Below are 14,759 nucleotides of genomic sequence, written 5' to 3' on the forward strand. Positions count from 1 at the left end.
AGTAATGAAACTGGCCCTCGACTTACTGCTTTCCGGTGTAACAGATAATAAAAAACCCAGCCGATTGACTGGGTTTTCGTATAACAGTTTTACTGATTAACCAATTAACCAATTAACCAATTAACCAATTAACCAATGTGCGTTACGCCGCCCATGTATGGTTGAAGTACTGTTGGGATAGCAATACGGCCATCTGCTTCTTGGTTGTTCTCAAGAATAGCAACCATAGTACGACCAACAGCAAGACCAGAACCGTTTAGTGTGTGTACAAGTTCAGGTTTCTTCTCGCCTTTACGACGGAAACGAGCTTGCATACGACGCGCTTGGAAATCCCACATGTTTGAACAAGAAGAGATTTCACGGTAAGTCTCTTGTGCTGGAACCCATACTTCTAAGTCGTAAGTTTTCGCAGAACCGAAGCCCATGTCACCTGTACATAGAATCACTTTACGGTAAGGAAGCTCTAGAAGTTGAAGTACTTTCTCAGCATGACCTGTTAGCTCTTCAAGCGCTGCCATTGAGTCTTCTGGCTTAGTGATTTGTACTAGCTCAACTTTGTCGAATTGGTGCATACGGATAAGACCACGAGTGTCACGACCGTAAGAACCCGCTTCAGAACGGAAACATGGAGTGTGAGCTGTCATCTTAAGTGGCAGTTCAGCTTCATCAGTAATCGTGTCACGAACCATGTTCGTTACCGGTACTTCTGCCGTAGGGATAAGCGATAGAGTCTTAAGAGGTACGTCACTTACTTGTTCAGTTAGCGGGCTTGTGTGGAACAAGTCTTCGCCGAACTTAGGAAGTTGACCAGTACCGTATAGGCTATCGTGGTTCACTAGGTACGGCACGTACATTTCTGTGTAGCCGTGCTCATCAGTGTGAAGATCCAGCATGAACTGAGCAATAGCACGGTGTAGACGTGCAAATTTGCCTTTCATCACGATGAAACGAGAACCCGAGATTTTAACTGCGCTAGCAAAATCAAGACCGCCAGACATTTCGCCTAGATCTACGTGATCTTTCACTTCGAAGTCATAAGTCTTAGGTTGACCCCAACGAGAAACTTCTACGTTGTCGTCTTCATCTTTACCGTCTGGCACTTCTGCATCAGGTAGGTTAGGAATTGACATGGTGATCGTTTCTAGCTCAGATTGAAGCTCAGCCAATGTTACTTTAGCTTGGTCTAGTTCTGCGCCTAAGTTGCCTACTTCAGCAAGGATACGCTCAGCTTCTTCATGGTCGCCTTTTGCTTTCGCTTGACCAATGGACTTCGATCGAGAGTTACGTAACGCTTGCAGCTCTTCAGTTTTCATCTGAAGGGACTTACGTTTTTCTTCAAGTTCACGAATTGTCTCTACATCAAGGGTGAAGCCTCGACGTGCTAATTTTGCCGCTGTTTCATCCAGCTCAGCTCGAAGTAATTTAGAATCCAGCATTGCTAATCCTATGCTTTAGTTATTTGAATATTCAGTAGATTACTACTGAATCACTGCTAAACCCCTAAAACTGGTGCTATTTCGACCAATTTCAAACGATTTAATTGAATTTTTATGACTAGGTAACGATATCCAAAAAAGACTACTTTTCATAGCGTTTTTGTGGGCTTTTTGCGTCCAAATCCGCCAGATAATCTAGCTTCTCGCCAATTTTAGTCTCTAAGCCTCGTTTTGTTGGGAAATAGTATTGCTTCTCTCCCATTTCAGGGGGCAAATACTTTTCGCCAGCTGCGTAGGCACCAGGTTCGTCATGAGCATAACGGTATTCTTGCCCGTAGCCCATGTCCTTCATCAAAGTTGTAGGTGCATTTCGTAAATGATGAGGAACTTCATACTCAGGCAGATTGTGTGCATCCGTTAACGCTTGCTTCCAAGCGGTGTAAACGGCGTTACTCTTTGGTGCACACGCGAGATAAACAACCGCCTGTGCAATAGCACGCTCACCTTCGGCAGGACCAATTCGAGTGAAGCAGTCCCAAGCGGACATTGCGACCTGCATTGCTCTTGGGTCAGCATTACCGATATCTTCAGAAGCTATCGCCAGCAAGCGTCTTACGATATACAAAGGGTCACAACCCGCAGCAATCATTCTTGCTGACCAATACAACGCCGCATCAGGGTTTGAACCGCGAATCGATTTGTGAACAGCGGAGATCAAGTCGTACCAAATATCGCCCTTATTATCAAAGCGAGCGACTTTCTCCCCAGCTACCTCAGCCAGCAACTGTAACGTTATCGCTTTCTCGCCTTTGTCGTTGTCTTCTGCCATGTCATACAGCAGCTCAAGATAGTTGAGCGACATACGTGCGTCACCGTTGACCAGTTCAGCGAGGCGATCTAAGACGTTACCAGCAAAATCAGCCGTTACATCACCCAGACCGCGCTGTTTATCTTCAATAGCTTGGCGAATAACGAGAGAAATATCATCGGTATGAAGCGAAGTCAGCTTGTAAACACGCGCACGTGACAACAAAGCGTTGTTCAGTTCAAAGGATGGGTTTTCTGTGGTCGCGCCAATAAAGGTCACGGTGCCATCTTCAATATGTGGCAAAAAGGCATCTTGCTGACTTTTGTTAAAACGATGGACTTCGTCCACAAACAGGATCGTTCTGCGCCCTGCTTGTTTGTTTTCACGCGCTTTTTCAATCGCGATACGAATGTCTTTAACACCCGAGGTTACCGCTGATACGCGCTCAACTTCAGCATTCGCATAGTTTGCTGCCACTTCCGCCAGCGTGGTTTTACCGGTGCCAGGAGGCCCCCATAAAATCATCGAGTGAATATGGCCCGCTTCCAACGCTCTACGAAGTGGTTTACCTGGGCCTAATATATGCTGCTGACCGATGTACTGTTCGACAGTTTCAGGTCTCATACGAGCAGCAAGGGGACGAAAATCTTCGTCCCCTGCAAAATCTAAGCTGTAATTACTCAATTGCAATCTCTTGATTCGTTGATGGCATCTGTGCCTATCGACGTACTACCAAATGATCTGCTTCATTAGATCAATTTCTTTGGTCGTCGACCTCGACACCTTCCGGTGCCACAAAAGTAAAGCGGTCTGCTGCAGGTTTACCTAAGTCAACATTGCTAAAGGTAAACTCACCTTTCTGACCGTCTTGTTCAATCACGTTAAAGCCCTGAACAATGCCATTTTCAGTGATCTTAATCTGGAAGTCGCCCTGATTAGAATCCACAGCTGTCGGCGTTAGCGTAAATTGGTTACCCGTTTGCGCGACATTGTAGTTGTCCCAATCGCTTTCTTGATTACGAGTCAGCAAGACAAAAGGTGTTTGTGATGTTGCTTGCTCTTGCCAGTAAATACTAACCTGCTCAATGAACGGGCTGTAGTACCACAAGCTTTGACCATCAGATACCAACACGTTTTCATCAGGGAAAGTCGTTTCCCAACGGAATAAGCTTGGGCGTGCAATCTCAACCGTGCCCTCGCCTTCCATAACAACATCACCATCAGGGCTAGTCACGACTTGTTTAAAGTCGGCGCTAAAACCTGCATTCAATGACAAGCGGCTACTCAGTTCTTCTTTCGGAGAAGCCAATACTGAAAAGCTCATAAATAAAAGTGCGAATACTTTTTTCATCAATAATCCTGTTAGAACATACGTCGGTCATATTTTCGATTTGACCGACTTAATGGGTATAAGTTCATAGGGCGTGTTGACCTTTCGTGGTTGAATTTTGTTCGAGATAAAAGCGTTTTAATCGCGGCGAGGGGGAAGTAGCCTAGTCATTCTAAGCAAATCTCCCTCAACAAAGAGTAAAACGCTGTTAGCCGAACCCTTCAGGCAGCGTTTGCTGGTCATTTCTACTACGTTATCGGCTTCTCATGCAGGCTAGCTACACATCAAAGCCTCTGCCTTGTATAAATACCCATCAACTCGCTGCAAAAATCAGCTCGAAAGATCTACACGCCCTAGTAGAACTAATCTTTTGGTGGCGCTGGCGCTAAGACTTCACGGTTACCGTTATGGCCCGGAGCACTCACAATGCCTTGAGCTTCAAGCTGCTCAACAATTCGTGCCGCGCGGTTGTAGCCAATTTTGAATCGACGTTGTACGCCAGAAACTGAACCACGACGTGAATGGACAACGTGTTCTACCACTTGATCAAACAGAGGATCGACTTCTTCATCGCCTTCCATCTTCTCACCCGGTAACAGTGTTTCTGGGGTTTGGTCGCCGTTCGTAATCTCTTCAATATAGTTTGGCTTACCGCGTGCTTTCCAGTTGTTCACTACCGCGTGTACATCATCATCAGATGCAAACGCACCGTGCACACGGGTTGTGTGGCTTGAACCCGGTGGTAAGTACAACATATCACCCATACCCAATAATGATTCTGCACCACCTTGGTCAAGAATAGTTCTTGAATCCGTTTTGGTTGATACCGTAAAGGCAACACGAGTTGGGATGTTTGCTTTAATAAGACCAGTAATAACATCCACCGAAGGACGTTGAGTGGCTAAGATCAAGTGAACACCAGCCGCACGCGCTTTCTGCGCCAAACGTGCAATCAGTTCTTCCACTTTCTTACCGACTACCATGATTAAATCAGCGAATTCATCGACGACAACCACAATATAAGGCAGTTTTTCCAACAATGGTGCTTCAGGGTCCATGCTGTCGCCCGGCTTCCACAGTGGGTCATGAATTGGGTGACCCGCTTCCGCGGCCATCTTCAATTTGTCGTTGTAGCCTTTGATGTTACGAACACCTAGAGCCGACATCAGTTTGTAACGACGTTCCATTTCACCTACACACCAACGAAGGGCGTTAGACGCATCTTTCATGTCAGTCACAACTTCAGACAATAGATGTGGAATACCTTCATAGATAGATAATTCCAACATTTTCGGGTCGATCATGATGAAACGAACTTCTTCTGGTGATGCCTTGTAAAGCATACTCAAGATCATCACGTTCACACCCACAGATTTACCAGAACCGGTTGTACCTGCAACCAGAACATGTGGCATCTTCGATAGGTCAGCAATAACTGCTTCACCAGCAATATCTTGCCCTAGAACAACGGTCGTTGGTGACTTCGCTTCTTGGAACTGAGGGCTGCCCACCACATCGGAGAAGAATACGGTTTGACGGCTCATGTTCGGCAATTCCAAACCAACATAAGGTTTACCCGGTATTACCTCGACGACACGTACTGCCAATGCAGAAAGCGAACGAGCTAAGTCCATAGAAAGGCCAGAAATACGGCTTACTTTGACGCCAGGAGCCAGATCGAGTTCGAATCGAGTGATGACAGGACCTGGGAAAATATCAACCACATCAGCTTTAATCTTGTAGTCCGCTAGCTTCGATTCAACAAGACGAGCGATCGCCTCTAGTGCATCGCGGTCAATAAAGGTTTCACGTTTTTCAGGGTGGAACAACAACTCAAGCGTTGGCAATGGTTCGGCCGGTTTCGGTAAGTTAACATCTTGCTGTACCAGGAACGGGTTTTGTGTCGCCGCCATGTTCGCTTGTGCCTCAGAGACAAGGCTTTGGAAGGCTGCAACATCTTGATCTTGGTGAAGAGGCTCTTCTTCTGTTACCTGTTCCCAAGGAAGATCAACCGTTGGCTCTTGAGTTTGTTCGTTTGATTGCTCAAATTCTGAATTATTTTGTTGGTTAACTAAAGACTCAGATTGCTCTGCATTATCTTCTTCAGTCGATACAGACTCGAACTCTGTAGACTGTTCATAACTTTGTTCTTCAGCCACATCAAACGGTGATGCTTGTACTGAGAAATCGTCTTCGCTTGGTTCTTCTGGTTCACTCATTGGCGAAGCGTATAACGATTCAGGTTGAACATCTTCCGTATCGAATTCACTCTCAACTTCTGGAGTGCGATCAACTTCTGAAGTGCTATCGACTGCTGACTCAGCACTTTCAAGGCCAATGTCAGTAGGGACAACTTCTGGTTGGTCGTTCTGCATGTATTGTTGGTACGCAGCCTGAGATTCGTGAGCATCCGTCTGATCTTGCTCAGCGAGATCATCTTCATACATAGCGGCATTTTCTAGCTGCTCTATCGTCGCATTCAACTGCTTCGAGCGCTCAATACCTTCTTCGAAAGGTTCTTCTGGCGCGTGGTAAACAGGAGCGACAGAGATAGGTTGCTCTGGTTGAATTTCAGGTTGAACTTGCGGTGCCTCATAAGTAGAAACCTCTGGCTTAGCAGGAGCCTCTACTGGCATATGAATATTGTAATGACGCTTCGACGTTGCACTGTTGTCCAACGCATTTTCGCCAGTGTCTGAAGAGTCGTTGGTCGCAGAGAAGCTCATCGCAGGGTCGAGCTGATCTTGTTCTGCTTCTTTATACCCTTCTATAGCCTTACCTTCGATAAGATTGTCTTCTAACGCAGGGACATCACGGAAAGTCGGCTTTTGATGACGTTCTGTTAGAGAATCTCTGTCTGTCGATTCTTTCAATTCAGGCTCAAGTAGCTCTTGATCTTGGCCACGCGCCTTATTAACAGCAGATGTAAAAAATTTAATGGCACATTCGCCTAGCCATTCCACAATACTTAACCAAGAAATTCCGGTTAATAGCGTCAAGCCAGCTCCCCATAAGAAAAGAAGAACCAGCGTACTACCGAGAACATTTAACGTGGGAAGCGCAAGGCTTGTTAGTACATCCCCCACGACGCCACCTGACGAAAAGTACCAAATGTCGTCAAAGTTGATATCGGCTAGACCGCAACTAGTAAGAATAAGGACAGTAAGGCCAAGTAAGCGAGTACCCCACAGCATGAAATCGATCTGCTCGTCTTCATTGCGTTTACGGAATAATACCCACGCAGCAACCGTTACCAAGATTGGTAAAGGGTAAGCCAGAGAACCAAACACAAAGAAAAGCGTATCCGCTAACCATGCACCTAGGTAGCCACCCGCATTTTGAATGTCACCACCCCACGCCGTTTGCGACCATGATGGGTCTGCAGGACTAAAAGTTAATAACGCAACGGCAAGTAGAATAGAGAAGAGAACACCCATAATCAGGCTGCACTCTTTTAGACGTTGAGAACCATTCAAACGAGGAGACTGAGGCTCTTCACTCGTTTTAATGATTGTTTCTACTTTATTACTGCTCTGCTTGAACATAAACCAACTTAATAATTAAACGGAATAAAACATCTCGAGCGACCAAAGCCGCCCGTTTCAATGAAACTACTGTTGATTTAACCATATCAAACAGAAAAACCCAATTCCAGAAAGCAAGAAAGCGGAACAAATGTCCGCTTTCTTTCATTTCACCAATTGTGACTAACGAGTTTTAATCACAAGTTGATTGGTTTGTTTCACTTCTTCCATTACAACGTAAGTTCGAGTGTCGTTTACGCCCGGTAGACGAAGTAACGTATCACCCAGTAGCTTACGGTAAGCACCCATATCCGATACACGTGTTTTTAGAAGATAGTCAAAATCACCCGACACTAAATGACACTCTTGGATGTCATCCAGTTTCTGCACAGCGGTGTTGAATTGTTCGAACACATCTGGAGCACCACGGTTCAACGTAATTTCAACAAACACTAAAAGTGAAGCATCAAGATACTGTGGGTTCAGCAACGCTGTGTACCCAGTAATGTAACCTTGACGTTCTAAACGACGAACACGCTCAAGACATGGAGTTGGAGAAAGTCCTACTCGTTTTGAGAGTTCAACGTTTGAGATACGACCGTCTTTTTGCAACTCATTAAGAATGTTGCGGTCAATACGATCTAGTTCCTTGGACGGCTTCTTATAATTGTCTGCCATTTTTTATTCCACCTTATTACTTCCTTGCAAAAAAATATACTACAACTTTTTAATATTCGGTATCAAATTCTATCTGAACCTATCTATACTAGATATTAATTCGACAGAATTACCCTACACATAGATAAAACAACCATAATATAATGAGGAGTCAGGATGATCATTGGCGTACCGAAGGAAATCAAGAACCACGAATACCGCGTTGGTATGACCCCAGCTAGCGTGAGAGAACTAATCTCACATAGCCACCAAGTTTTTGTTGAAACCAATGCCGGTACTGGTATCGGTTTTTCAGACGATGATTACATCGCTGTAGGCGCATCCATTCTTCCTACTGCTGCTGACGTTTTCGCGAAAGCAGAGATGATTGTAAAGGTTAAAGAACCTCAAGCTGTCGAGCGAGCTATGCTTCGTGAAGGGCAAATATTATTTACCTATTTACACCTTGCACCAGATTTTCCACAAACGGAAGAGCTAATCAAGAGCAAAGCTGTCTGCGTAGCCTATGAGACTGTAACAGATAATATGGGTCGCTTGCCACTATTAGCACCAATGTCTGAAGTCGCTGGTCGCATGTCTATTCAAGCAGGTGCACAAACACTAGAAAAATCTAACGGTGGTTGTGGTCTTCTTCTTGGCGGCGTTCCTGGTGTTGAACCAGCGAAAGTTGTTGTTGTTGGCGGCGGTGTTGTGGGTGCTAACGCAGCACGTATGGCTGTTGGCCTTCGCGCAGACGTAACCATTCTTGATCGCAACGTAGATACGCTTCGTCGTCTTGATGAAGAATTCCAAGGTCGCGCAAAAGTGGTTTATTCTACTGAAGACGCTATTGAGAAGCATGTTCTAGAAGCAGACCTAGTGATTGGTGCAGTACTAATCCCAGGTGCAGCCGCTCCTAAACTTGTTACAAAAGATCACATCGCTAAGATGAAGCCAGGTTCAGCGGTTGTTGATGTTGCAATCGACCAAGGTGGTTGTTTTGAAACTTCACATGCAACGACTCACGCCGATCCAACTTACATCGTTGATGACGTAGTTCACTACTGTGTTGCTAACATGCCGGGTGCCGTTGCTCGTACTTCTACTTACGCACTAAACAATGCAACACTTCCTTACATTGTTAAGCTAGCGAACAAAGGCTACCGCGAAGCACTTCTATCTGATGAAGGTTTCCTAGAAGGTCTAAACGTAATCCACGGTAAAGTGACTTGTAAAGAAGTTGCAGAGAGCTTTGACCTAGAATATGTAGACCCAGCTGAAGCAATCGCAATGTTTAACTAATGCTGTAATAGCTAACTGAGCGCAATAACCTTCTCGTTGAAGCGTTCAGTTAACTCATACACATTAAACAAAAAGCCAGTACGACATTATGTCGCGCTGGCTTTTTTTGCATTTATAGCTTTGTCTTGTATTTATAGCTTCATTTTTCATTTATGACTTTGTTTTGCGTTTATGAGTTTAGATCGTAAAACACGCAACAGTTCTGTTTACTGATAACGCTCAACTTTAACCCCATGAATCAATAGGTTTCTTGGCGTAATACTGCGTTCACAGAACTCTTCAATCGAAGCTTCATAGCCTTGTTCTTGCAGATAGATAGCACGATCTAAAGCCAACCATATCTCCAATGGGCGTCTAAAGACTTGTTGTACTAAGCTCAACTTCTCCATTTCCCAAAAAAGCGCCTCGCCTTGGGCTAAGTAGAAATCAAAATCGACGTCTGAACCAAGCGATACTTTTTTAACTTCAGATGCCCAGCGGCAGAATGATTCAAAACCCTTAGATAACTCTGACTTTTTAATGCTTGGCACTGGAATGTATTCGTCGATATGACGTTCAGCTTTGAGCAGTTTGCTCAAGCCCAAACGATAACTCATCTCTAGTTGGCGATGTCTCTTTACTCTTTCACCACCAGTGACGGTTTCTTGAAGCGGGATTCTTAAGTCGCTTTTGCTCAACGTTAGCGCTGAACCTTTGGCCACGGTAGACATAGCTTGATACACATCGCCTCGAATAAGGTGATAGCAACAAGGTGAAATTGTTACCGCCGATAGCCCATGTGAAACAGACTTTTTCACCAGTTCAACATGCAGATCACCACAAGCATGGAGCGCAACAGCGTGTTGATCAGAGTTAAATACGCCATCTGCTTCCTCTGAAAACGCGTCACCTTGGACAAAGTGCATTTCTAATTTCTGGTCGTCTGCTACCTTTTGTCCGCTTTCACATAACAATTGTTGCCATTCAAAGCTAGTGACCTTTTGACCTGATTGTTGAGATAAAATTCGGCCCAGAAAACCTTTGCCAGAACACCACTCCAGCCACTCTTTACCATGATGGTGTTCAAGTGCAGCCTCTCCCATCGCCACGATTTGTTGCAGCTTTCTGCCGGGAATACCATCAGCAGTACCACGTGGGAGGTCTAGTCCAACCAAAGCCGTGTTATCAAACTGGATATTTTGGTTAGCAGCATCTAATCGAGGGAGGAAGCGAGTCAGTTCCTCGACCAAAAGCTGAGGCTGCTCTTTTAACGTTTGAATGCGCTCAATACTCAAACCTTCTAGCCAATCGACAAGTGGACGATTCACATCTTTCCATGGTTGATGGTGAGTTTGGCATAGATGAAAAGGTTCCGAACGCCAATAGACTTGGTGCTCTAACAAGAATGAGTCGAGTATTGTAAATCGTGAATGCATGCTTCCCCCTATGATGCGAGGATTGTAGGGGTAAGAGGCCAAAATGGAAAGGAAGGATACAAATCGAGGCTATAGGGGCAGGCTATCAGTAAATCATACCAATCACGGAAAGTCAGTGAACAGAAGTAGCGCAGTAAAAGGCTTGAGAACAAGGCAGCTCTGTTCGGCAAGTCGTTTCGATAAGTACTTATTCTGCAATCAAAAGTTCTAACAACGTTATCGAGCATTTTAACAAGCTAGGGTGACCCGTTATTTACTACGATTGGTAGAAACCAAAACCGAGTTCAAATGAAAACGGCCTGTAAACAGGCCGAATAGGAATCGAGTTAAAGACTGAGCCCCTTAGCGAACAGGCAGGTCGATGTCTTTAAACATCTCTTCGATTTCTTCGTTCGATTTCAAAGAAATAGCTTGTTCAACCACAGGACGAGTTAAGTGTGGTGCAAAACGCTCCATAAAATCAAACATGTAAGAACGCAGGAAAGTGCCTTTTCTAAAGCCAATACTTGTGGTGCTAGCACCAAATAGGTGGCTCGCATCAATAGCAACCAAATCTGTATCTTGCTCGTGGTCAATCGCCATACTCGCGATTACACCAACTCCGATCCCCATACGAACATAAGTTTTAATTACGTCCGCATCCGTCGCGGTAAACACAACTCGCGGTGTTAATCCTACTTTGTTGAATGCAGTATCAAGCTCAGAACGGCCAGTAAAACCAAATACATAAGTCACGAGAGAATAAGCAGCAAGATCTTCAATCGAGATAGTTCGTTTTTGCGCAAGTGGATGATCTTTAGTTACGACGATTGAACGGTTCCAGTGATAACAAGGCAGCATAATTGCATCTTGATAAAGGTGCAGCGCTTCCGTTGCAATCGCAAAGTTCGCAGTCCCTTTAGCAACCGCTTCTGACATCTGGCTTGGTGTACCTTGGTGCATGTGAAGCGACACTTTTGGATAACGTGCCGTGAAACCTTTAATCACATCAGGGAGCGCATAACGAGCTTGAGTATGAGTGGTTGAAATATTCAATGTGCCCATCTCAGGATGAGTGTGCTCACCCGCTACTGCTTTAATACTCTCTACACGTGCCAAAATCTCTTGAGAGATACGAATGATATCCTCACCGGCTTGTGTAACCTGAGTTAAATGCTTACCGCTACGTTCAAAAATCTGAATGCCTAGCTCGTCTTCAAGTAACCTAACTTGCTTACTAATGCCGGGCTGAGATGTATACAAACTCTCTGCTGTCGCTGAAACATTTAGGTTATGGTTTAGAACCTCAACAATGTACTTCAGTTGCTGTAACTTCATATCTAACCTCGTAATCCTTTACTCATTTCTGCGCTAACTTATTTGCAAATAGAGCTTTATAGTCTCGTGTAATATAATTAATAGTTATAACGCTTCGAGAACCAAAATGACAGAAATAATGAGTTTTTCTAGCTTAACAAACAAAAACATCACTAACGCTTTGCAACCCACACCTCATTCTCATACATTAGTTGGTAAGTTTTGATTGCCGATTGTGCTCAACAAGAGATAATCAGAAATTGCAATTTACGAGTGCCGATACACAATGGAATCGTGTATCCTCTCAAGTTAGCTATAGAAAACAACAAGCAGACACAAATATATGAATATTGGTTTAATAATCGCCTTAGTCGCCGTTCTTTTGGTGTTGGTTTTAGGCTACAACATCATGCTTCAATACAAAGTTAAGGTAGAAACAGCGAAGAAACAGGAAGCTTCTCGTTATCTAACCATTATTGACGGAACAGAAGAGTTGATTGGCAATGCTCATCACATGCCGTTTAGCCAAGATCTTCTTATATGCTTAAACAATCGAATTCTTGATGCGTTAGAAAACATGTATCAGCTCGATCCCAAAAACAAGCAGCTTGCCCAACGCATTGAAAGCGTAAAACAACAAATCACTCAGCTTAAAGAGAACTACCAAGGTGGTGAAAGTACTACCTTCCGTGTTCCAAGCAGTGACAAACAAGCGATCATGATGCTGAAGTTAGTTAAGCGCCTACGTGATACGGTCCGTAACGAGCACAATAAAGGCCGCTTCGAGACTCAAGCTTATGTGGTTGAAAACGCTCGTTTAGAGACGATTCAAATTCGCATCAACATCGAAAATGTTATCAAGCGTGCAAACGACTCGATTTCTCGCGGACAGCCAGGCACAGCAATTCAGTTACTGCGTAAAGGTATCGACGCATTAGCAACTAAGAACGATTCATACTCTACTCAAGCGAAAGAAAAGCTTCAGCAGATGCTTAACGATCTTGATCAGAAGCGCCAAGATAAAAACGCGCAAGATTTACAACAGATCGAATCTAAAGAGCGTGACGAAGACATGGACGCCCTCTTCGGTCAGAAGAAGAAATGGTAACTGTCTAACGCAATACATAAAGGCCGCTTATTTACATTAAATTAGCGGCCTTTTTTGTAGCTGTTGAATTTCCTTTCTCTGTATAGGGAGATCTCTTGAGCTGTGATAAAATCCCGCATTATCAACAAACTTGCCCTGACCATGTATCAAGAATTATTAGCTCCAATCCACTCTTTTCTTAAAGCTGAAACGCCAGATTCATGGATCGATGAAGCCAAAAAGCCTGAAAACCTTCACATCATTCTACGCGATCACATGCTTTGTGAGCTTAAGGCGGCACAGAGTGCTTTGTTCCTTATCCGCAAGTACGCAGTTGATAAAGAAAGCGCAAAGCAACTGAATGAATGGATTTTGCCCTACGAGCAATTTGCTTACCGTCGTATCGGAGACTTAGAGTCTCTGCGTGGTAAAAGCAACGTATCAAAGCAAATTACAGCGAAAGAAGGCTGCAATTACGGCGCTGACCTGATCGATAAAATGGTATTGCTGATCAAAGAAGAGCTGCATCATTTCTACCAAGTCATGGAATTGATGGTAAAGAAAGGCGTCACTTACCAACCGATTGAAGCGGGTCGCTACGCTAAGGGTTTAATCAAGCAAGTCAAAACTTACGAACCCGATGCTCTAGTTGATAAGCTCATCATCGGTGCGTTTATCGAAGCTCGCTCTTGTGAGCGTTTCGCTAAATTAGCTCCATTCTTGGAAGAAGATATGGAGAAGTTTTACGTGTCTCTGCTTCGCTCAGAGGCTCGACATTACCAAGATTACCTTGAGTTAGCAGAGCAGATCGCAGGGAAAGATATCTCAGAGCGTATTGCTCATTTCGCGCAAGTAGAAGCGGATCTTATCACTTCAGAAGACAGCGATTTTAAGTTCCATAGCGGCGCTCCGGTTTAGACTAGGCAAGATAACTCAAATCCAGACCAATTCAATGCCTCGTACATAAATGAAAAGGCCTCGTACACAAATAAGAAGGCCTCGTACACAAATAAGAAGGCCTCGTACACAAATAAGAAGGCCAGCAATTTGCTGGCCTTCTTATTCGAATAGCTTTCTGATGCAAACTTAAGCTAGCGTACCGTTGATCTCTGCAAGTACAGCGGCAGGGTCTATCGCTTGAGTGATAGGGCGACCGATAACAAGGTAGTCAGAACCTGACTCAATCGCTTTAGAAGGCGTCATGATTCTCTTCTGATCACCAACATCAGCACCTACAGGACGAATACCAGGAGTTACTAGCTTGAATTCTTGGCCAAGTGCACCTTTCAGTAAAGAAGCCTCTTGTGCCGAACATACAACGCCGTCTAAGCCTGAGTTTTTAGTCAGAGATGCCAAGCGCATCACCTGCTGCTGTGGCTCAAGATCCAAACCAATACCCGCCAAGTCAGATTGCTCCATACTAGTCAGCACTGTCACGCCAATTAGCAACGGACGATCTTTACCATACGGTTCCAAAATTTCGCGAGACGCCGTCATCATGCGCTCACCGCCACTAGCATGTACGTTCACCATCCAAACGCCTAGTTCCGCGGCAGCTCGCACAGCTTTTGAACATGTGTTCGGGATGTCGTGGAATTTGAGATCCAAAAATACTGAGAAACCACGTTTATGCAATTCACGAACAAATTCAGGACCAAACAAGGTAAACATCTCTTTGCCCACTTTTAGACGGCAAGATGCTGGGTCAATACGATCAACAAAGGCTAACGCATCCGCTTGGTTATCATAATCCAATGCTACAATGATTTTTTGGTCGTTCATTTCATCTCCTAACGCAGTTAACTTTCTACAAAATATTTATACCAATCAGGCCATAAATAACAGTCATAAAAATGCAGCCCGAAAGCTGCAATTAATAATTTGGTCTTAAAATGACCACGAAT

The 14,759-nt window shown here is 44.4% G+C and carries 11 protein-coding genes; 3 read left to right on the top strand and 8 right to left on the bottom strand.

Translation table 11 applies throughout. The annotated features are described in order from the left end of the window. Window positions 1–128: 128 nt before the first annotated feature. The 5 genes from serS to lrp form a co-directional block, all read right to left on the bottom strand. Window positions 129–1,436, bottom strand: a complete 1,308-nt coding sequence (gene serS / locus AACU28_RS19120) for a serine--tRNA ligase (protein ID WP_004734554.1) — start codon at window positions 1,434–1,436, stop codon at window positions 129–131. Window positions 1,437–1,578: 142 nt separating this feature from the next. Beyond that, window positions 1,579–2,934, bottom strand: coding sequence for a replication-associated recombination protein A (locus AACU28_RS19125; RefSeq protein WP_017078970.1), 1,356 nt, complete (start codon window positions 2,932–2,934; stop codon window positions 1,579–1,581). A 64-nt stretch (window positions 2,935–2,998) separates the two neighbouring features. After that, window positions 2,999–3,595, bottom strand: coding sequence for an outer membrane lipoprotein chaperone LolA (gene lolA / locus AACU28_RS19130; RefSeq protein ID WP_029224497.1), 597 nt, complete (start codon window positions 3,593–3,595; stop codon window positions 2,999–3,001). A 341-nt stretch (window positions 3,596–3,936) separates the two neighbouring features. Then, window positions 3,937–7,119: a DNA translocase FtsK 4TM domain-containing protein gene (locus tag AACU28_RS19135; protein WP_121603437.1), complete on the bottom strand. Its 3,183-nt coding sequence runs from the start codon at window positions 7,117–7,119 to the stop codon at window positions 3,937–3,939. 162 nt (window positions 7,120–7,281) lie between these two features. Continuing rightward, entirely contained in the window at window positions 7,282–7,776 is a 495-nt protein-coding gene (gene lrp, locus AACU28_RS19140) for a leucine-responsive transcriptional regulator Lrp (protein WP_004734558.1), read from the bottom strand. A 156-nt stretch (window positions 7,777–7,932) separates the two neighbouring features. Between lrp and ald the strand changes: the two genes are divergently transcribed. After that, a complete protein-coding gene (gene ald, locus AACU28_RS19145; RefSeq protein ID WP_004734559.1) occupies window positions 7,933–9,057 on the top strand; it encodes an alanine dehydrogenase in 1,125 nt (374 codons plus the stop codon). Window positions 9,058–9,263: 206 nt separating this feature from the next. Here the strand turns inward: ald and AACU28_RS19150 are convergent, their stop codons facing one another. Continuing rightward, entirely contained in the window at window positions 9,264–10,472 is a 1,209-nt protein-coding gene (locus AACU28_RS19150; protein WP_121603438.1) for a methyltransferase, read from the bottom strand. A gap of 342 nt (window positions 10,473–10,814) precedes the next feature. Next, the gene (gene cysB, locus AACU28_RS19155) at window positions 10,815–11,789 is read right to left on the bottom strand and encodes an HTH-type transcriptional regulator CysB (protein WP_004734561.1); all 975 of its coding nucleotides are present in this window, start codon (window positions 11,787–11,789) and stop codon (window positions 10,815–10,817) included. Between the two features lie 322 nt (window positions 11,790–12,111). Between cysB and AACU28_RS19160 the strand changes: the two genes are divergently transcribed. Both AACU28_RS19160 and miaE read left to right on the top strand, forming a co-directional pair. Beyond that, the gene (locus AACU28_RS19160; protein WP_004734562.1) at window positions 12,112–12,876 is read left to right on the top strand and encodes a hypothetical protein; all 765 of its coding nucleotides are present in this window, start codon (window positions 12,112–12,114) and stop codon (window positions 12,874–12,876) included. A 102-nt stretch (window positions 12,877–12,978) separates the two neighbouring features. Further along, a complete protein-coding gene (miaE, locus tag AACU28_RS19165; protein ID WP_017080436.1) occupies window positions 12,979–13,773 on the top strand; it encodes a tRNA isopentenyl-2-thiomethyl-A-37 hydroxylase MiaE in 795 nt (264 codons plus the stop codon). A 168-nt stretch (window positions 13,774–13,941) separates the two neighbouring features. Here the strand turns inward: miaE and pyrF are convergent, their stop codons facing one another. Next, the gene (gene pyrF, locus AACU28_RS19170) at window positions 13,942–14,637 is read right to left on the bottom strand and encodes an orotidine-5'-phosphate decarboxylase (protein ID WP_017078954.1); all 696 of its coding nucleotides are present in this window, start codon (window positions 14,635–14,637) and stop codon (window positions 13,942–13,944) included. Window positions 14,638–14,759 lie beyond the last annotated feature (122 nt).

This window comes from Vibrio sp. SBT000027 (assembly GCF_963894355.1).
Taxonomy (GTDB): domain Bacteria; phylum Pseudomonadota; class Gammaproteobacteria; order Enterobacterales; family Vibrionaceae; genus Vibrio; species Vibrio splendidus.